The sequence below is a fragment of the Solwaraspora sp. WMMD937 genome (assembly GCF_029581175.1).
GTDB lineage: Bacteria > Actinomycetota > Actinomycetes > Mycobacteriales > Micromonosporaceae > Micromonospora_E.
The window spans coordinates 4,215,965-4,235,074 of the sequence record NZ_CP120738.1; the positions used below are offsets into that span (position 1 = coordinate 4,215,965).

The following is a 19,110-nucleotide window of genomic DNA, read 5'->3' on the forward strand; positions in this document are numbered from 1 at the left end:
GATGACTAGACTGCCGGAAACCATTGCTTTCGGATTCAAGGAGTACCGTGGCACGCCGTCTCTTCACCTCCGAGTCTGTCACGGAGGGCCACCCGGACAAGATCGCCGACCAGATCAGCGACGGGATCCTCGACGCGCTGCTGACCCAGGACCCCCGGTCCCGGGTCGCGGTCGAGACCCTGATCACCACCGGCCAGGTGCACGTCGCCGGGGAGGTCACCACCCAGGCGTACGCGGACATCCCGGCCATCGTTCGCGAGACGATCCTCGGGATCGGCTATGACTCCTCCAAGAAAGGGTTCGACGGCGCGTCCTGCGGCGTGAGCGTGTCCATCGGCGCACAGTCGCCGGACATCGCCCAGGGCGTCGACACCGCCATCGAGCGCCGGGTCGGCGAGTCGGCCGACGACGCGCTCGACGCCCAGGGCGCTGGCGACCAGGGCATGATGTTCGGATTCGCCTGCTCGGAGACGCCGGAGCTGATGCCACTGCCGATCGCGTTGGCGCACCGGCTGGCGAGGCGGCTGTCGGCGACCCGCAAGGACGGCACCATCCCGTACCTGCGGCCGGACGGCAAGACCCAGGTCACCGTCGAGTACGACGGGCTGCGGCCGGTGCGGCTGGACACCGTGGTCGTCTCCAGCCAGCACGCCGCCGACATCTCGCTGGAGTCACTGCTCACTCCGGACGTGCGCGAGCACGTGATCGCCCCCGAGCTGGAGGGCCTCGGTCTGGACACCGAGGGCTACCGGCTGCTGGTCAACCCGACCGGGCGCTTTGAGATCGGCGGACCGATGGGCGACGCCGGCCTGACCGGCCGTAAGATCATCGTGGACACCTACGGTGGGTACGCCCGGCACGGTGGCGGCGCGTTCTCCGGTAAGGACCCGTCGAAGGTGGACCGCTCGGCGGCGTACGCGATGCGCTGGGTGGCCAAGAACGTGGTGGCGGCAGGGCTGGCGGAGCGGTGCGAGGCGCAGGTCGCGTACGCGATCGGCAAGGCCCACCCGGTGAGCCTGTTCGTGGAGACGTTCGGCACCGAGAACGTGCCGGTGGACCGGATCGAACGGGCGATCGGCGAGGTGTTCGATCTGCGGCCGGCCGCGATCATCCGGGACCTGGAGCTGCTGCGGCCGATCTACCGGCCGACCGCCGCGTACGGCCACTTCGGCCGGGAGCTGCCGGAGTTCGCCTGGGAACGCACCGACCGGGCCGCAGACCTGAAGTCCGCCGCCGGAGCCTGACCCACCGCCGCTGACCGTACCGCCGGGGGTGGCGGGTCGCCGGCCACCCCGGCGGCCGGGCAGGATGGCCCGGTGAGCACCCGAGCGGGACACGACCGGCAGCCGGCCGACCGGCTGCCGGTCGCGCGTATCTGCGTCGACGTGCCGCTGCCGCACCTGGACCGCCCGTTCGACTACCTGGTCCCGGCGGAGCTCGACGACGGGGTGCAGCCGGGCACCCGGGTCCGGGTCCGGTTCGCCGGTCAACTGGTGGCCGGATGGGTGCTGGACCGGGTGACCGCCTCCGGCCACGACGGCAAGCTCGCCTTCCTCGACAAGCTGGTCTCGCCGGAACGGGTGCTCAGCGCCGAGATCGCCGCTCTGGCCCGCACTGTCGCCGACCGGTACGCCGGGCACCTGGCCGACGTGCTGCGGCTGGCCGTGCCGCCGAGACACGCCCGCGTCGAGCAGGAGCCCGGCGAACCCGAGCCCGGTCCGGCCGCCGTGCCACCGGCTGCTGCGCCACCCGACGCCGTGTCGACCGCCGCCGACGGATGGGCGGCGTACCCGTCCGGACCCGCGTTCCTACGTGCCGTCGCCGACGGCCGGCCGGCCCGCGCCGTCTGGGCGCCGCTGCCTGGCGAGGACTGGCCGGCGCGGTACGCCGAGGCGATCGCCGCTACCGTAGGGGCCGGCCGGGGCGCGGTCGCGGTGCTACCGGACGGACGCGACGTCGACCGGCTCGACGCGTCCCTGCGCCGGGTCCTCGGTGCCGGTCGGCACGTGGTGCTCACTGCGGCGCTCGGCCCGGCCCGGCGCTACCGGGCGTTCCTCGCGGCGAGCCGAGGGCTGGTCAAGGTGGTCGTCGGCACCCGGGCGGCGATGTTCGCCCCGGTCGCCGATCTGGGCCTGGTGGCCATCTGGGACGACGGCGACGACGTGCACGCCGAGCCCCGTGCGCCCTATCCGCACGCCCGCGAGGTACTGCTCACCCGCGCGCAGCTGGGCGGGGTCGCGGCGCTGCTCGGCGGCTTCGCCCGCTCCGGTGAGGCGCAGCAACTGGTCGAGACCGGCTGGGCCCGGGAGATCGTCGCCACGCGGGCCACCGTCCGGCGACGTACCCCACGGGTGACACCGGCCGGCGACGATCCCCAGCTGGCCCGCGACGCCGGCGCCGCCACCGCCCGGCTACCCAGCCTGGCCTTCGCCACCGCGCGTACGGCGTTGCAGGCCGGGACGCCGGTGCTGGTGCAGGTGCCTCGGCGCGGCTACCTGCCGGCGGTGTCCTGCGCCGACTGCCGGACCCCGGCCCGCTGCCCGCACTGCTCCGGTCCGCTGGCCCTGCCGGCGGCGACCGCCACCGCACAGTGCCGCTGGTGCGGCCGGCCGGCCGCCGGCTACGCCTGCCCGCACTGCCACGGGCGTCGGTTACGGGCGTCGGTGACCGGTGCCCGGCGTACCGCCGAAGAGCTGGGCCGGGCGTTCGCCGGCACCACGGTGCGGACCTCCGGCCGCGACGAGGTGCTCACCTCGGTGCCGGCCGAGCCGGCGGTGGTGGTCGCCACCCCGGGCGCCGAGCCGGTGGCCGTCGGTGGCTACGGCGCCGTGCTGCTGCTGGACACCTGGGCGTTGCTGACCCGGGCCGACCTGCGCGCGGCGGAGGAGACGCTGCGCCGCTGGCTGTCCGCCGCCGCGCTGGCCCGCCCGGCGGCCGACGGCGGCCAGGTGGTGGTGGTCGCCGACGGCGGGCTCGCCCCGGTGCAGGCACTGCTGCGCTGGGACCCCGGCTGGTTCGCCGCCCGCGAGTTGGCCGACCGGCGGGAGCTGGGTTTCCCGCCAGCGGCCCGGATGGCCAGCGTGACCGGCCCCGCCGAGGCGGTGGCCGAACTGCTGGCCGCGTTGCGGATGCCGGACAGCGCCGAACTGCTCGGTCCGGTGCCGGCGGCCGACGGCCAGGAACGGATGCTGATCCGGGTCCGCCGGTCGCAGGCGGCCGAACTGGCCCGGCAGCTGCGGGTGGCAGCCGGCGCCCGCACCGCCCGCCGTGCCGGCCAGCCGGTACGCATCCAGATCGACCCGCTCGACCTGCTTTAGCGCGCGACGTCGTCCAGCCCTGGCACAGGGCCACCGGAGAGTGAAAGCACCGTTGACTTCCCAGGGTCGGGGGTGCCGATTGGGCCTGATGCCACAGGTGCATCAAAATGCACCTGTGGCATCACGTTCGCGGGGGCACCTTAGTGAGTGTTTGCGATAGGTGTGTCGGACGGCGTGTCTGTTGGTGGGGATGGGGTTGGGTCGATGTACCTGGTGTGGCGCGAACCCCTACCTACCCCTCGGACCTGACCGACGCCCAGTGGGAGATCATCGAGCCGATGCTCCCGTTGATCAAGGAGCCCGGTCGCCCGCCGAAGCATCCGCGTCGGGACATCGTCGACGCGATCCTGTACGTGGTGCGGACCGGCTGCTCGTGGCGGCAGTTGCCGGCGGACTTCCCGCCGTGGGAGACGGTGTACGGGCAGTACCGCAAGTGGGAACAGCGGCGGGTGACCGAGCGGATCGTCGACCGGCTGCGCGAGGAGGTCCGCCTCCAGGCCGGGCGTGATCCGGACCCGTCGGCGGGGATCATCGACTCGCAGAGTGTGAAGGGCGCGGACACCGTCGGGTCCGACAGCCGTGGGTACGACGCGGGGAAGAAGATCAACGGTCGGAAGCGGTTCGTGGTGACCGACACGATGGGGCTGCTGGTGACGGTGTGGGTCCTGGCGGCGTCGTGGCAGGACCGCGATGGTGGTCGGGGTGCGCTGGTCGCGGCGGTGGCGGCGGTGCCGTCGATGCGGTACGTGTTCGCTGATCAGGGCTTCGCCGGCGGGTTCGTGGAGTGGGCGCGGCGGGTGGTGTCGACCACGGTGGACATTGTGCGTAAGCCTGCCGGGCAGCGGGGATTCGTGGTGCATCCGCGCAGGTGGGTGGTCGAGCGCAGTCTGGCGTGGTTGACGGCGCATCGCCGGTTGGCGCGGGACTACGAGCGTGATCCGGCGGTGTCGGAGGCGATGGTCCGGTGGGCGGCGATCAACCAGATGCTGCGCCGGTTGACCCGCGGCGGCCCGGCCCGCCGACAACAACGCCGCGCCTACGACTGGCCCGACTGACACCTATCGCAAACACCCTCTTAGCTTCCCGGAAGCTAGCACTGTGTCCCGCCGGAGCCGTGGGAGACCTCGGTGCTGCCGGTGGGCTCAGCTGAGCCGGAAGGCCGACTGCGCCCCGGCGGCGGGACCGATGGTCAGCTGCCCGTTCTCGTGGCGTACGAAGGCCGACGGGACCCCGGCGAGGCGCAGCGAGATGCGTCCGTTCACCCGCGGGATCCGGTGGAAGCTCGCCTGGGCGGCGAACTCGGCGCTGTCGGCGGCCGGGGCGAGGCGTACCGTGCCGTCGACCGCCCGCAGGTAATGTCCGGGCAGGTCGACCGACTGGATCGACACGGTGTCCGCCCCGGCCAGCCCGGCACCGATGCGGAACTGGGTGTCGGCCAGCCGCTGGGAGTCGGTGTCGACCAGCACGGTCGCGCCGACGTGGCGGACGAAGGTGTCACGGGTGGTGTCGGCGGGGGAGAGCCGCACGATCGGGCCGCCCTCGCCGACCGGGACGCCGAACAGCGGGTTGCCGTCGGCGTCCCAGTAGAGCTTCTGCACCCGGGCGTGCCGGTTCGGGTCGTACAGCGGATCGCCGGTGATGTCCCGGTAGTCACGGGCGTGGTAGACCAGCACGGTGGTCCTGCCGTCCTCGGCGACGGTGAACGAGTTGTGTCCGGGGCCGTACCGGCTGGTCTGTTCGTTGGTGACGAAGACCGGGTCGGGGGTCTTCGTCCAGGAGCGGTGGTCGAGCAGGTCGGCGCTGGCGTCGGCGGTGAGCAGGCCCATGCAGTAACGGGAGTCGGTGGCGCTGGCCGAGAAGGTCATGAACACCCGTCCGTTGCGGACGATCACTGCCGCGCCCTCGTTGACCGCGTACCCCTGCACCTCCCATGGGCGGGTCGGGGTGGCGATGCGCACCGGCTTGGTCTTCAGCGTCCACGGGTCGGCCAGCTCGGCGATGTACAGGCTGGAGTTGACCGCGATCTCCGGCTCACCCTGGGCCCAGACCAGGTACCGATGGCCGTGATGGTGGAACGTGGTGGCGTCCAGGGCGAAGCTGTCCCACTCGGTGACGATCTGACCACGCAGCTGCCAGCCGGCCGGGTCCCGGGGGTCGTCCAGCGGGGACTCCAGCACGTACATCCGGATCCGGAACACGTTGTCGGAGTCACCGGCGGCGAAGTAGACGTACCATTTGCCGTCGATGCGGTGCAGCTCCGGCGCCCAGATGTGGCCGCCCATCCGGCCACTGGCCGGCCGTCGCCAGATGACCGTCTCGGTCGCTGTGGCCAGCCCGGCGATGGTGGACGCGCCGCGCACCACGATCCGGTCGTACTCGGGCACCGAGCCGGTGAAGTAGTACATGCCGGCGACCGGGTAGGTGACGAACGGGTCGGCCCGCTGGTCGACGAGCGGGTCGATCGTCGGTACGCCGTAGACCTGCGCGTCGGTGGGTGCGCCGACCGGGCCGGGGGTGTTGCCGGCGGTCGGTGCGGCGGCGGCCGGGTCCGGTCGTCCGGCGCCGGCGGTCAGCCCACCGGCCAGACCAGTCAGGCCGGCAGCGGCGAAGCCCAGGCCGCGGTGCAGCAGGGCACGCCGGTTCACCTCGTACGTCATGGGGCCACCTCAGTCATTTGGTGCGGATGCGGATGAAGGTCACGGAGTACGGCTCGAAGGTGTGTGTGAAACTGGACGCCACGCCGGTGAGCTGGGTGGTGACCGGCTGGATCGGCTCGGCCGACCGGGTGTTCTGCTGACCGGGGTCGCCGCTGATCACGGTCATCCGGGCATGCGAACGGACCGGCAGGTCGCCAAGGTCGATCCGGGTCACGGCCGCCTTCTCCTGCGCGTTGACCACTTTGACCAGCAGGTCGCCGGTGGCGTCGTCGCGAGTGACGACCTGGGCGAACGGGCGGGTGACCTGGTCGTCGACGAACTCGCCCCACACCTCGCCGTCCAGCAGCAGGGTGACCTTGTCGCCACGCACCTTGACGGTGATGTCGTACGTGATGCCGGTGGTGATCTGGTTCGGCTTGGCGATCAGCGTCTGCTTGGCACCGTTGGTGGCCTTCTCCACCGCGCCCTGGGTGTTGTTCCAGCCACCGAGGTTCCACCAGTAGAAGTTGCCAGCGTCCTTGACGCCGAACCCGATCAGGAAGCCCTCCGCGCCGGCGTTCTTCGTGGCGGTCAGCGACAGGTCGTAGTCGGTGGCGGTGATCTCGGCGGCGGCGACCATGGTGTCCAGCGCGGCTGTGTCGCTCTGCGTGTACGCGCCGTCGACCACCGCCCAGCTGCCCCGGTTGGCGACCGGCGTCCACTGGCCCGCCCCGGCCGAGAAGTCGTCGCTGAACAGCACGGTGCCGTTCGGGGCGGTGACCGTCACATCGTCGTACGTCGCCGAGGTGGCCCAGGTGGACAGGCCGACCCGTCCGATGATCGGCTGGGTGCCGAGGGCCGGCCCGGTGGCCTCGCTGGGCACCGTCCGGTCACCGACGTTGGTCATGAACAGCTTTTGCACCTGGTAACTGGTGGTGCCCCAGGACTCGTCGTTGTCGAACCAGATCAGGTCCGGCCGCCACTGGACGTGGTCGATGTTGGCCAGCAGCGGGGCGTACGAGGCCATCTCGACGATGTCGGCGTTGCGCTCCAGCCCGGTCATGTAGGCCGCCTCGGCGAGCGAGTTGAACAGCTTGTTGTCCTGGGAGGCGTACTCGCCGAGGAACACCTTCGGTCCGGCGCGGTCGTAGCTGTCGTAGCGGTCGTTGTTCTGCAGGAACCAGGCCGGGCTGTTGTAGTAGTGCTCGTCGACCAGCTTCACCCCGTCAGCCCGGTTGAGCTGCCACAGCCGGTCGAAGGTGGTGCCCTGGTCGTCCGGTCCGGAGTTGCTGACCACCGTGATCTCCGGGTGCTCAGCCTCGATCGCGGCGCGGAAGCGCCGGAAGTTGGCGAAGAACTCGTCGGGCAGGTTCTCCTCGTTGCCGACACCGACGTGGGTGAGGCCGAACGGCTCGGGATGTCCCATTTCGGCGCGTAGCCCGCCCCAGGTGGAGCTGACCGGGCCATTGGCGAACTCGATCAGGTCCAGGGTGTCGGAGATGTGCCGCTGCAGAAGGGCCTCGTCGACGGTGGCCTGGTTCTGACCGCAGCCGGTGACCAGGGCCGGCACCACCGGCAGCGGCATCGCGCCGATGTCCTCGGCGAACTGGAAGTACTCGAAGTAGCCCAGTCCGTACGACTGGTTGTAGCCCCAGAAGTTGGCGTTGGTGGCCCGGGTCTCCACCGGGCCGACGGTGTCCTTCCACTGGAAGGAGCGGGCGCGTTCCCAGTCGGAGTCGGCGTCGTAGCCGTACATGCTGCCGGTGTTGACCAGACAGCCGCCGGGGAAGCGGACGAAGCCCGGCCGCAACGCCTCGATCTTCTGGGCCAGGTCCTTGCGTAGGCCGTTGGCCCGGCCCCGGAAGGTCTCCTGGGGGAACAGCGACACCATGTCCAGCCGTACGGTGCCGGTGCCACCGGCGAGCACCGCCAGCCGGCCGACGTCGGTGCTCCGGTGGGCGGTGAACGTGGCGGTGTACCTGGTCCAGTCGTCGCCGCGGACGCGCAACCGTTGCGGTTCGGCGAGCCGGCGGCCGTCGACGTCGACCAGCCGGACGGTCAGCTGGTTGCCGGCGGCGTCGGTACGGGCCCAGACCGAGAAGTCGTAGCGTTTGCCGGCCTCGACCGCGATTCCGCTGTTGTAGCCGGAGTTGGTCACCCCGTAGCGTCCGCCGTCGCTGTTGTCCAGGTCGAGCCGCAGGTAGGTGCGGTTACTGTCGTTGAGCCGGCTGTCGTCGTCGACCGTGGCTGCGGTGCCGGACCCGCCGGCCTCGGCGCGCGGGGTCCAGCCGGTCAGCCCGGTGAAGGACTGGTTGTCCACCGGCAGGAACTCGAAGGACCGGTTGCGGACCAGTTCGGCGTAGAGGCCGCCGTCGGCGGCGTAGTTGATGTCCTCGAAGAAGACGCCGTACATGGTGTCGCTGATCGGCACGCCGGCGCTGGCGGGGTCGACGGTGATCGTGTACTCCGGCTCCGGTCGCGGCGGGTTGGCAAGGCTCGGCCCGGCGGCCGCGACTCCGGCGGCGACGAGCGATGCGACCAGCAGCGCGCTGCCGGCCAGCCCTGGTCGTGCGGATCGTCGGAACATGGGCTGCCTCCTGATCGCCCGGCCACGGCCCTGACCCCGGCCCAACCAAGATCGTCGATGTGAACGTTAACAGTGAAGAAGTATTACGACCGGATCACCATGTCGTCAATACCGTCTTCCCGACTTCACGGTCACGGTCGCCCGAGTGACCACCGCGTCCGTCACCACGTCCGGCGTACGCCCGTAGACTGAAGGCACCGTTTGCCCACGACAAGGAGCCTGACCGCGTGACCGTCCAGCCCATCCGACTCTTCGGCGACCCGGTGCTGCGCACTGCGGCCGAGCCCGTGGTCGACTTCGACGCCGAGCTGCGCGGGCTCGTCGCCGATCTGACCGACAGCATGACCGATCAGAACGGTGCCGGCCTCGCCGCGCCGCAGCTCGGTGTCGGGCTGCGGGTATTCACGTTCCACGTCGACGACCTGCTGGGCCACCTGGTCAACCCGGTGCTGGACTTTCCCGACGAGGAGGAACAGGACGGCCCGGAAGGCTGCCTGTCCATCCCAGGGCTCTACTTCGACACCAAACGTCGACAGAACGTCGTCGCGAAGGGCTTCAACGAGTACGGAGACCCGATGCAGATCGTCGGCAGCGGTCTGCTGGCCCGCTGCGTCCAGCACGAGACCGACCACCTCGACGGGGTGCTGTTCCTGGACCGGCTCGACGCCGCCACCCGCAAGGAGGCGATGAAGGCCATCCGCGAAGCCGACTGGTACGACGCCGCCGCACCGCCGACGGTGAAGGTCAGTCCGCACCGCTCACCCGGTGGCCTGTTCCGGCCCGGTGCGGCGACCAGCCCGTTCGGGCTGGGCGGGTGACGGCGATGCGACTCGTCTTCGCCGGTACTCCGGCGGTCGCCGTCCCCGCGCTGGACGCCATCGCCGCAAGCGCGCACGACCTCGTCGCGGTGGTCACCCGGCCGGACGCCCCCGCCGGGCGGGGGCGCCGGCTGGTCCGTTCCGCAGTCGGCGCCTGGGCCGACGAGCGGGGGATCGAGGTGCTGACCCCGCAGCGCCCACGGGAGCCGGAGTTCCTCAGCCGGCTGACCGAGCTGGCCCCGGACTGCGTACCGGTCGTCGCCTACGGTGCCCTGGTCCCGCCGACCGCGCTGGCGATCCCCACCCACGGCTGGATCAACCTGCACTTCTCCCTGTTGCCGGCCTGGCGCGGGGCGGCTCCGGTGCAGCACGCGGTGCTGCACGGCGACGAGGTGACCGGCGCGAGCGTGTTCCAGCTGGAGGAAGGGCTGGACACCGGCCCGGTGTTCGGCACGGTGACCGATCAGGTCGGCCAGACGGACACCGCCGGTGACCTGCTGCAGCGGCTGGCGTCCAGCGGCGCGCAGCTGCTGGTCGCGGTGCTCGACGGGATCGCCGCCGGCACCGCCCGTGCGGTGCCGCAGCCCGGTGACGGGGTGTCCCTGGCCCCCAAGCTGACCGTCGACGACGTCCGGGTGCGGTGGACCGATCCGGCGTTCGCGGTGGACCGGCGGGTGCGGGCCGGCACCCCGGCGCCGGGCGCCTGGACCACGTTCCGTGACGAACGGGTCAAACTCGGGCCGGTCCGGCCAGTGCCGGACGGCCCGGAGCTGAAGCCGGGGGAGGCGCTGGCCGAACGTAACCGCCTGCTGGTCGGTACGGCCACCGTGCCGGTCGCGCTCGGCGAGGTCCGGGCCGCCGGGAAGAAGGCCATGTCGGCGGCGGACTGGGCGCGCGGCGCCCGCATCACCACCGGCGAGTTCTTCGGGTGAGCGCGAGGAGTGAACGAGCGCAGCGAGTGAGCCCCGCAGTCGTGAACGGCAGGGGCGACCGCGACCAGCGTGGCCGTCGGCGGCGGGCGGATCCGGCGCGGGACGCGGCGTACGAGGCGGTCGCGGCGGTGTACCGCGACGACGCCTACGCCAATCTGGCGTTGCCGACGATCCTGCGGGACCGGGAGTTGCAGGGCCGCGACGCCGCCTTCGCCACCGAGTTGACCTACGGCACGCTACGACTGGTCGGCACGCTCGATCTGATCATTGCCCGGGCGGCCGGGCGGGAGGTGGACCGGATCGACCCACCGGCCCGTGACGCGCTGCGACTGGGCGCCTACCAGCTGCTGCGTACCCGGGTTCCGGCGCACGCCGCAGTGTCGGCCACGGTGGATCTGGTGCATGACGTGGCGCCGGGGGCGGTCGGGTTCGCCAACGCCGTACTCCGGGAGATCGCCACCCGGAACCTGGACGACTGGCTCGCGGAGCTGGCACCGGACGAGCAGGCCGACCCGGTAGGCCACCTGGCGGTGACCTACCACCATCCGCCGTGGATCGTCCGGGCGTTCGCGGAGGCGCTCGGTGAGGAGCCAGGCGACGGTCTGGCGGAGACGACCCGGCTGCTGATCGAGGACAACGAGCCGCCACCGGTGCACCTGTGCGCCCGACCGGGCCGGGCCGACGCGGTCGAGCTGGCGGACGCCACCGGCGGGGCACCGGGCGCGTTCTCGCCGTACGCCGTCTATCTGCCCGGCGGCGCGCCGGGCGAGGTGTCGGCGGTCCGTCAGGGCCGGGCGCACGTGCAGGACGAAGGTTCGCAGCTGGTGGCGGCGGTGTTGGCCGACGCCGAGGTGTCCGGTTCGGACCGGCGGTGGCTGGACCTGTGCGCCGGGCCGGGCGGCAAGGCGGCGCTGCTCGGCGCGTTGGCCGCCGGTCGCGGCGCCGAGGTGACCGCGGTGGAGGTCGCCGAGCACCGGGCCCGGCTGGTGGAGCAGGCGGTACGCGGGCTGCCGGTGGCGGTGCACGTCGCCGACGGTCGTCGGGTGGGTGCCGGGACGGAGCTGCCCGAGTCGTCGTTCGACCGGGTGCTGGTGGATGCACCGTGCACCGGGCTCGGCTCGCTGCGCCGCCGACCCGAGTCGCGCTGGCGGCGCCAGCCGTCGGACCTGCCGCCGTTGACCCGGTTGCAGCGGGAGCTGCTCGCCGCCGGGCTGCGGGCGGTCCGGCCGGGCGGCGTGGTGGCCTACGTGACCTGCTCGCCGCACCGGGTGGAGACGCACGTGTCGGTGACCGAGGCGGCCCGTAGGTCGGGCGTACCGGTGGACTTCGTCGACGCCCGGCCGTTGCTGCCGGCGGGTATGCCCGGGCTCGGCGCCGGGCCGTCGGTGCAGCTGTGGCCGCACCGACACGGCACCGATGCGATGTTCGTGGCGTTGCTGCGTCGGGTCGGTCAGCCCTGACGGACCGGCAGGGCGGCGGTGCCGCCGTCGCGTACCGAGCGGGTCAGCGGTGGTTGGTCGCGCCAGAGCAGGCAGCGGACGGCGAGGTTGCCGTCGTCCCACTCGTCCTTGAACGGGTAGTCGTAGATGGTGCCGAAGCGGTGCCGCAGGTCGTCGTCGACGGGTAGGCCGACGTAGTCGGCGACGACCCGGCGGCACCGTTGGTGTACCTGGTCGGCGTTCGCGGCGAAGTCGTCGTAGGGCAGGTCGGCTTCCAGGTACAGCCCGGCGAATTCGCTCTGGTGCGGTTCGGTGCAGGCCACCGGTGCGAGGATTCCGACGTCGCCGGCGGCGTTGGCGCTCGGGTTGAAGCAGCCCCAGCGCAGCGGGCTCGGTTGGTCGAGGGCGCCGGCGAGGCTCCCGGTGCGGGCGACGAAGGTGCGGTCCTGCATGCTGACCACCTCGCCGAGGTCGCACCGGTACCAGCGGGCGCCGCCGGTCCAGGCCGTGGTGGACGGGACGACAACTTCGAGCCGGAGCCGGCCGGCCTGCCAGTCGTCGCCGAGGAACTCGTGGACCCGCTGGTCGCAGTCGGTGCGGGCGGCCCGCCGGCTGGACGAGCCAGGGGCAGGGGAGTGGTCCGGTACGCCGTACACCCCGGTGAAGATCCCGACGAAGACCGTCTCCACTTCGTGGGACTGTCCGCAGTCGACGGGTCTGTACTCGGTGCCCTGGCCGACGGTACCGGCGGAGACCGGATGGCACTCGCCGGCCCGTGGTACGAACACTTTCGGTGTCGCGATCCTCGCCCAGTCGTTGGTCAGGTCGCCATCGCCGATGTCGGACCGGACAGCGGGCGCGCATCCCGCCGCTGTCGTCAGAACGGCGACCGTCAGAACCAGCCTTACCCACCACCGCATGTCGTACGCCCTCCCCGTGGTTGGAAGATCGTAGACAGCTAAGTGTACTTCACGTAGTCAAATGACTCTCCACAGTAACCGTGACCTGCTGATTCGACGGACAGCGGCCCGATGCTCCGCGATGGAGCATCGGGCCGCAGCCGGACAACTGGTGGCGGATCAGGCGGGCTGGATGAACGTGATGCTTTGTGGACCGTTCATACGAATTGGTTCGCCAGTGGCACTGCTGAAGTCGGTGCCACCATGCCAGCGGTGCTCACCGCTGCAGACACAATGGATCTTCACCTGCTGTCGCGGCAGCACCATGAGCGACGCGCCGGTCGCCCCGTCGGCCAGCTCGACGATCCCCACCGGGTCTTTCGTGCTGACGTTGAGCAGAACCAGCTGGCCCGGACCCTGCGGCGGATCGGCGATCTCGATGCTCACCGAGGTCCCGGCCTCCAACTGGTACGCGTACGGCGGTGCGTTCACGTCCGCCGCTACCAGGTCGGCGCGCAGCCGGTTGCCGACGTGCCCGCTCCACTGGTACGGGTAGCCGTCCGCTTTGAACAGCAGCGGCCACTCGTACGGCCCCAGCCAGTCGATGACGAACGAGCCCTTGTCGTCGACCGGTGCGTAGCGCGGATCCCGCGAACCGTCGGCGACCGGCGCGACGAGCCCGACCATACCGTTCGTCAGGGTCTCGTCGTCGGCACCCTGCACGGTGCCGACGATCACTGAGCGCGCGTCCAGTCGGATCGTCGGCCCGGGCCGCACCTCGTCGGCGGAGAAGGTGAACCACCGTGCATTCTTCTGGGAGCCGGTACCGCCGTCCTGGCTGACCCACTGGGCACCGTACCGGCTACCCGAGTCGGGCAGCGCGAACAGATTGTAGGAACCCGGCCCGGGAACCGAGACATTCACCCGGCCCCGGGAGTCGCTCCGGGTCGGGCAGACGTCGGTAAAGCTGAACGTGAATACCGGAACGGCGAATACGCAGATGTCGGCCACCGGCTCGCCGGTGATCGCGTCCACCACGTCGGTGCGGATACCCGGCCCATCGAAAGCCGTCGTCGCGTACGCCTGCGGTGCGATCGTGGCACCGCCCAGGAGGGCCGCAGCGACCACCGAACCGAGCACGATCCTCCGTTTCCGGTTGCCGACGGAGCGTGGTTCGACGGCGCGGTGGGCCCCGCCTTTGCCGCCGGTAGAAAATCGAATGATCCTCAACGGGGTTGCCCCTTTCGCATTTCACTGAACTGCTAGGTGCCAGATGAGTTTGTAGCACGGAAGGCGGCATGAAGCGGGCTACGGAGGGCTGATTTCCATGGTGTTTCGTCGCCACTGGACGGGTGATTTTCCGAAAGTCGGTGAAATCGGAACGAAAGGTGAGGGTGAAACGCATTCGGTTGGCTGGCCGGACGGGGCGTCGCCGCGGCGTCACCGGCCGGATCCGGCCCGCCCGTCACCGGTTACGACCTGGTGACGGTCAGTCAGAGATCGTCGACCGCAGCACGGACCGGCCGCACGACCTCCGCGACACCCGGTCGTCACCCGGCCCGCCAACCACTCGTGTCGCGTGAGCCGTCAGGGAGCCCACATGATCAGGACGATGCTGCGGATCCGCACCCGTCGCGGATCCGCAAAGACGGTCGAAGCCGCGTGGCGAGCCGTTGCCGACCGGGTCGGCGACAGCGCCGGCAACCGTCTGTGGCAGTTGCTCATTGCCGCCGACGATCCGTCGACCTACGTGATGGTCGCCGAGTGGACCGACGAGGCGGCCCGGAACCACTACGAGAGCGGGCCGGTCGCCGCGTACCTGGCCGGTGTGGTCGAAGCCGCCTGCGAGCCGGTGACCCCCGACAGCTACCGGGTGATGGACGACCAGCCGGACCCGGACTCGCTGATGTACGTGGACGTGACGGTCGACGTACCCGCCGACCGGGTCGCCGAGTTCCAGCGCGGCCACGCCGAGGTCGTAGCCCGGATGGCTGCGGTACCCGGCTACCTGGGGGAGGAACTGCTGCGCGAACCCGGATCACCGGTACACCACATCTTCGCGCAGTGGCGCGGTGCGGAACCGTTCCGCCGCTGGGTCGACGACCCCGACCACGAGCGGGCCGAAGCGGGACCGATCGCCGAGTTCCTGGTCGGCATCCGGCCACGGGTGTTCCGCGCCGCCGACCCGGGCCCGCGACCCGTCCAGCCGGCCGCGACCCGACCCGCCGCCCGGCACACCACCACGGACGTGCTGGTGGTCGGGGCCGGACCGACCGGGCTGACCACGGCGATCGAACTGGCCCGCCGGAGCATCGACTGCCAGGTGATCGACAAGCTGACCAGCCCGCCGGACCAGGCCGACAAGGCGATCGGGGTGCACTGCCGCACCATGGAGATCTGGGCGGATCAGGGCGTCGACCGGGAGGCCATGAACGCCGGCAGCTGGCTGGTCGGTCAGGCGGTCTTCGTCAACGGGCACCAGGTGCACCGGGGCAGCTGGGAGCTGCCAGGGCTGCCGTACGCACACCTCGGGCTGCCGCAGTACGAAACCGAACGGATCCTCACCGACCGGCTCGCCACACTCGGCGTACGGCCCCGGCGCGGCACCGAACTGGTCGACTTCACCAGCGACGACGACGGAGTCACCGCCAACCTTGCTCACGCCGACGGCGGCACCGAGACGGTCCGCGCCAAGTTCCTCGTCGGCGCCGACGGCGCGCACAGCCGGGTACGCCAACTGCTCGGCCTCACCTTCACCGGCGGGCTGGGCCGCTTCCCGCAACTGTTCATGCTCGGCGACGTCGACGTCGACTGGGACATGCCCGCCGGCCACCTGCTGCGGTTCATCCACGAAACCGACGGCCAGCTGGACAACATGCTGGTCTGCGTACCGCTGCGGGGTGAATCCCGCTACCGGATCGCGACCATGGCGCCGCCGCGCTACTTCGCCGCCACCCGCGGCGAAAACGCCCCGCCCGGGTTCAGCGCCGAACTCGGCGAACCGACCCTCGCCGACGTGCAGTCAGTGCTGGACCAGCTCGCCCCAGCCGCAACGACCGCGGCCAACCTGCGTTGGTCGTCGATCTTCCGGATCAGTCACGGCATCGTCGACCGCTACCGCGACGGACGGGTCTTCGTCGCAGGCGACGCCGCACACCTGCATCCGCCGGCCGGCGGTCAGGGCATGAACACCGGCATCCAGGACGCCTGGAACCTGGCCTGGAAGCTGGCATTGGCGGTCCGTGGTGTCGCCGCGCCCGGCCTGCTGGACAGCTACCAGATTGAGCGCCGGCCACAGGGGGAAGAGGTCGTCGGGCGGGCGGTGCGGCTGGCCTTCACCGATGAGTTGGAACGCGAGGACCTCGAAAGGCAGTTCCTGCAGGAGATGTCGATGCTGGTCAGCTACGCCGACAGTCCACTTGTCGGCGAGTCGCTGGCCAGTGTGGACGCGCTGCGGGCCGGCCCGGCCCCGGGGGAGCGCGCTCCCGACGTGTCCGGCCTACGTCGACGCGGAGTCGGACATCCGATGCGGCTGCACGAGCTGACCCGGGGGACCCGGCACACTCTGCTGCTCTACGCCGACCGGACGGCGGACGAGGCCACTCTGGCCGCCATCGACAAGCTCAGCGCCGACCTGCCGGATCGGACGTACGGCGAAGTCGAGGTCTACCTGCTGCTCAGCCCGGACACGTCAGCCCTGCCAGCGGACCATCCACCGGTGCTCCACGACGTCGCCGGTGAGTTCCGGGCCGGGTACGGCACCGCCGGTGCCGCCGCTTACCTGATCCGGCCGGACGGGTACGTCGGCTTCCGCAGCCAGCCGATCGACGTCGATGCACTACGCCACCACCTGCACCTGGTGTTCAACGGCGGTGTCCGGTGACCGCCGCTACCCCGAACCAGACGGGCCAGACAAGCCCGACGGAGCGGGCGGGACCCGTCCGCGCCGTGCTGTCGATGCGGACCCGCCCCGGGTGCGAGCGGCGATTCGAGACCGAGTGGCAGACCATCGCCGATCAGATCCGCACGCTCGACGGCTGCCTGCGCCAGGACCTGGTCCGCGACGCCGACGATCCCCGCAGCTACCTGATCATCACCGACTGGGCGGACCGGGAACGCCTCGACGCGTTCGGCCGCAGCGCGCAGCGCGACCGGCTGCTGCGGGTGATCCGGGAGTTGCGTGAATCCGCGCAGCGGCACACCTACCAGGTGCTGCACAGCGTGCCGAGCGAACGAGAGGAGCCGCGATGACCGCCGACCCACGACCGGCCGAGCCGGTCGGGCCCGCCGAGCCAGCCGTCCCGGCGACGGAGTTCTACACCGACGGTTACGCCGCCGATCCGTACCCCACCTACGCCCGGATGCGTGCGCAGTGCCCGGTCCGGTTGGTCGCCTCACCCCGGTTCGACTCCTATCTGATCACCCGCTACGACGACGCGCGGGCGGCGTTGACCGACCCTCGGCTGTCCAAGGACCTGTACGGCCCGGAAGGCCACTATCTGCGGTTCTTCGGGCCCAACTCGGAGGGCCTGAACAAGAACATGCTCAACTCGGATCCGCCGGAGCACAGTCGGCTGCGGCGGCTGGTGTCGCAGGCGTTCGCGCCCCGGCGGATCGAGGCCCTGCGGCCCCGGATCGGCCAGGTCGTCGACGACCTGCTCGACAAGTTCGCGCCGAGAGGCGAGGCGGACCTGATGCACGAGTTCGCCGTACCACTGCCGATGGTGGTGATCTGCGAGCTGCTCGGCGTGCCGAAACCCGACCACGAACAGGTGCTTGGCTGGACCCAGGTGATCCGGACCTCCGGGTCGGCCAGCCGGCCGCCCGAGCAGGAGCGGGCGGCGGTGCAGCAGGTGCAGGCACAGCTGCACGACTACCTGACCGGGCTGGTCCGGGCCAAACGCGCGACGCCGGCCGACGACATGCTCACCGCCCTGATCGACGCCTGCGACCACGATGGGGCGCTCACCGAACGGGAGCTGGTCTCCACCGCGTTCCTGCTGCTGTTCGCCGGTCACCAGACCACCGCCGACTTCATCGGCAACGCCATGCTGGCCCTGTTGACCAACCCCGGACAGTACGAGCTGCTGCGGGCCCGGCCCGAACTGCTGCCAGCGGCCGTCGAGGAGCTGCTGCGCTTCGACGGCCCGCTGCCGATCGCCAGCCCCCGGGTGGCCACCGAGGACATCGAGTACGACGGTGTCCGCATCCCGCGCGGGGCGGCGGTCGGGGTGGTGCTCAACTCGGCCAACCGAGACCCGGACCACTTCACCGACCCCGACCGTCTCGACGTGACCAGCGAACGCGGGCCCCATCTGGGCTTCGGCCACGGGGTGCACTACTGCCTGGGGGTTTCGCTGGCCCGTATCGAGGCCCGGACCGGCATCGGCGGGCTGCTGCGCCGGCTGCCGGACCTGCGGCTGGCCGTACCCGCCGCCGAACTGCGCCGACTCCCGGCGGCCTCGCCGTTCCGCGGGCTGCTCGAGCTGCCGGTCCGGTTCACCGCCACCGGCTGACGTACCACCGACCACCGGGCGAACCGACCCGGCCGATCCACACCGTTCTGCGAGGAGTTGTCATGGTCTTCCGCAACGTGATCGTCTGCCGCATGGTGCCGGGCAGCGAGGACAAGATCGCCAAGACTTTCGGCCACTACGACAGGGCCACCCGGCCGCAGGACTTCGGGGTCATCGGGCGCATTCTGCTGTCCCACCACGACCTCTACATCCACATCGTCGAACGCAACGAGGACCCGGCGGTCTCCGGGCAGACCCGGGGCCTGCCGGCGTTCAAGGAGATCGCCGAGGCGATCGGCCCGTACGTCACGCCGTACCCGCGCAACTGGCAGAACCCGTCGCACTCGGTGGCCAAGGAGTTCTACCGCTGGGCTGCGGAGGGGAGCAGCCCAGCGGAAGGGACCGGCCCGGACCCGGCCGGTCGGCATCTGACCGTGATCGTCGGGCGGATCAAGCCCGGTGCGGAGGACAACGTCGCCCGGATCTTCACCGAATCCGACGCCGGCACGCTGCCGGTCGAGATGAGCGTGACCGCACGCTGGCTCTACTCGATCGACGACGTCTACGTGCACCTGCTGGAACGCTCGGTCCCGCACACCGCCGACGACGCGCGGATCCACGACAAGCCGAAGTTCGGCAAGATCATGGAAGAGCTGAGCCCTTACATCGGCCCGTACAACCAGGACGCCTGGCGTGGCCCGGTGGACGCGGTCGCCAAGGAGTACTACCGCTGGCGGGCCGAGGACTGACCTCGACAGCGCCGCCTCCCGGTCAGCACCGGCCGGCTATCGGGAGGCGGCGACCAGCCGGCGGGCCTCGGTGACCAGTCGGCTGGTGCCGCCCCGACCGACATCGCCGGCGTTGCCGTAGGTGGAGCCGGCCGCCCGGTCGGCGACCGGCGGTACGGACACTCGGCGGCGGCCGGTGGCGCAGCCGTACACTGGTCGCCGGCGTCGGCCGGTCGCG

The 19,110-nt window shown here is 71.2% G+C and carries 15 protein-coding genes; 10 read left to right on the top strand and 5 right to left on the bottom strand.

The window, feature by feature from the left end; translation table 11 throughout:
• Positions 1-47: 47 nt before the first annotated feature.
• The 3 genes from metK (at position 48) to O7621_RS18710 (ending at position 4,372) form a co-directional block, all read left to right on the top strand.
• Positions 48-1,244 (top strand): methionine adenosyltransferase, encoded by a 1,197-nt coding sequence (gene metK, locus O7621_RS18700; RefSeq protein WP_282230446.1) that lies wholly within the window; start codon positions 48-50, stop codon positions 1,242-1,244.
• 129 nt (positions 1,245-1,373) lie between these two features.
• A complete protein-coding gene (locus tag O7621_RS18705; RefSeq protein ID WP_282234648.1) occupies positions 1,374-3,317 on the top strand; it encodes a primosomal protein N' in 1,944 nt (647 codons plus the stop codon).
• Positions 3,318-3,532: 215 nt separating this feature from the next.
• Entirely contained in the window at positions 3,533-4,372 is an 840-nt protein-coding gene (locus tag O7621_RS18710; protein WP_282230447.1) for an IS5 family transposase, read from the top strand.
• Positions 4,373-4,459: 87 nt separating this feature from the next.
• On the opposite strand, the gene O7621_RS18715 is transcribed toward O7621_RS18710, so the two are convergent.
• Positions 4,460-5,974: a family 43 glycosylhydrolase gene (locus O7621_RS18715; protein ID WP_282230448.1), complete on the bottom strand. Its 1,515-nt coding sequence runs from the start codon at positions 5,972-5,974 to the stop codon at positions 4,460-4,462.
• Positions 5,975-5,987: 13 nt separating this feature from the next.
• The gene (locus O7621_RS18720; protein ID WP_282230449.1) at positions 5,988-8,540 is read right to left on the bottom strand and encodes an alpha-L-arabinofuranosidase C-terminal domain-containing protein; all 2,553 of its coding nucleotides are present in this window, start codon (positions 8,538-8,540) and stop codon (positions 5,988-5,990) included.
• Positions 8,541-8,767: 227 nt separating this feature from the next.
• Between O7621_RS18720 and def the strand changes: the two genes are divergently transcribed.
• The 3 genes from def to O7621_RS18735 are packed head-to-tail and all read left to right on the top strand — an operon-like array spanning position 8,768 to position 11,750.
• The gene (gene def / locus O7621_RS18725; RefSeq protein WP_278168682.1) at positions 8,768-9,358 is read left to right on the top strand and encodes a peptide deformylase; all 591 of its coding nucleotides are present in this window, start codon (positions 8,768-8,770) and stop codon (positions 9,356-9,358) included.
• Positions 9,359-9,363: 5 nt separating this feature from the next.
• Positions 9,364-10,290 carry a methionyl-tRNA formyltransferase gene (fmt, locus tag O7621_RS18730; RefSeq protein WP_282230450.1) on the top strand — a complete coding sequence of 309 codons (927 nt, stop codon included), beginning with the start codon at positions 9,364-9,366 and terminating at the stop codon, positions 10,288-10,290.
• A 41-nt stretch (positions 10,291-10,331) separates the two neighbouring features.
• Positions 10,332-11,750: a transcription antitermination factor NusB gene (locus O7621_RS18735; protein WP_282234649.1), complete on the top strand. Its 1,419-nt coding sequence runs from the start codon at positions 10,332-10,334 to the stop codon at positions 11,748-11,750.
• On the opposite strand, the gene O7621_RS18740 is transcribed toward O7621_RS18735, so the two are convergent.
• Positions 11,741-12,517 carry a septum formation family protein gene (locus O7621_RS18740; RefSeq protein ID WP_282230451.1) on the bottom strand — a complete coding sequence of 259 codons (777 nt, stop codon included), beginning with the start codon at positions 12,515-12,517 and terminating at the stop codon, positions 11,741-11,743. The two genes, O7621_RS18735 and O7621_RS18740, sit on opposite strands and share 10 nt — an antisense overlap.
• A 291-nt stretch (positions 12,518-12,808) precedes the next feature.
• Positions 12,809-13,768, bottom strand: a complete 960-nt coding sequence (locus O7621_RS18745; protein ID WP_282230452.1) for a hypothetical protein — start codon at positions 13,766-13,768, stop codon at positions 12,809-12,811.
• Between the two features lie 460 nt (positions 13,769-14,228).
• Between O7621_RS18745 and O7621_RS18750 the strand changes: the two genes are divergently transcribed.
• The 4 genes from O7621_RS18750 to O7621_RS18765 all read left to right on the top strand — a co-directional run bounded on the left by O7621_RS18750 (position 14,229) and on the right by O7621_RS18765 (position 18,893).
• Positions 14,229-16,511, top strand: coding sequence for an FAD-dependent monooxygenase (locus tag O7621_RS18750; protein WP_282230453.1), 2,283 nt, complete (start codon positions 14,229-14,231; stop codon positions 16,509-16,511).
• Positions 16,508-16,879, top strand: coding sequence for an antibiotic biosynthesis monooxygenase family protein (locus tag O7621_RS18755; RefSeq protein ID WP_282230454.1), 372 nt, complete (start codon positions 16,508-16,510; stop codon positions 16,877-16,879). Before O7621_RS18750 ends, O7621_RS18755 begins: the two co-directional genes overlap by 4 nt.
• Positions 16,876-18,144 (top strand): cytochrome P450, encoded by a 1,269-nt coding sequence (locus O7621_RS18760; protein ID WP_282230455.1) that lies wholly within the window; start codon positions 16,876-16,878, stop codon positions 18,142-18,144. The genes O7621_RS18755 and O7621_RS18760 overlap by 4 nt, the downstream gene beginning before the upstream one ends.
• A 62-nt stretch (positions 18,145-18,206) precedes the next feature.
• The gene (locus O7621_RS18765) at positions 18,207-18,893 is read left to right on the top strand and encodes a TcmI family type II polyketide cyclase (protein WP_282230456.1); all 687 of its coding nucleotides are present in this window, start codon (positions 18,207-18,209) and stop codon (positions 18,891-18,893) included.
• Between the two features lie 36 nt (positions 18,894-18,929).
• On the opposite strand, the gene O7621_RS18770 is transcribed toward O7621_RS18765, so the two are convergent.
• Positions 18,930-19,055, bottom strand: coding sequence for a hypothetical protein (locus tag O7621_RS18770; protein WP_282230457.1), 126 nt, complete (start codon positions 19,053-19,055; stop codon positions 18,930-18,932).
• Positions 19,056-19,110 lie beyond the last annotated feature (55 nt).

What these genes read in the sequence shown, in the direction of transcription:
- O7621_RS18765 (WP_282230456.1), top strand. Translation starts at nt 18,207, where the DNA reads ATGGTCTTCCGCAACGTGATCGTCTGCCGCATGGTGCCGGGCAGCGAG.
- O7621_RS18720 (WP_282230449.1), bottom strand. Translation starts at nt 8,540, where the DNA reads ATGTTCCGACGATCCGCACGACCAGGGCTGGCCGGCAGCGCGCTGCTG.
- O7621_RS18750 (WP_282230453.1), top strand. Translation starts at nt 14,229, where the DNA reads ATGATCAGGACGATGCTGCGGATCCGCACCCGTCGCGGATCCGCAAAG.
- fmt (WP_282230450.1), top strand. Translation starts at nt 9,364, where the DNA reads ATGCGACTCGTCTTCGCCGGTACTCCGGCGGTCGCCGTCCCCGCGCTG.
- O7621_RS18760 (WP_282230455.1), top strand. Translation starts at nt 16,876, where the DNA reads ATGACCGCCGACCCACGACCGGCCGAGCCGGTCGGGCCCGCCGAGCCA.
- O7621_RS18715 (WP_282230448.1), bottom strand. Translation starts at nt 5,974, where the DNA reads ATGACGTACGAGGTGAACCGGCGTGCCCTGCTGCACCGCGGCCTGGGC.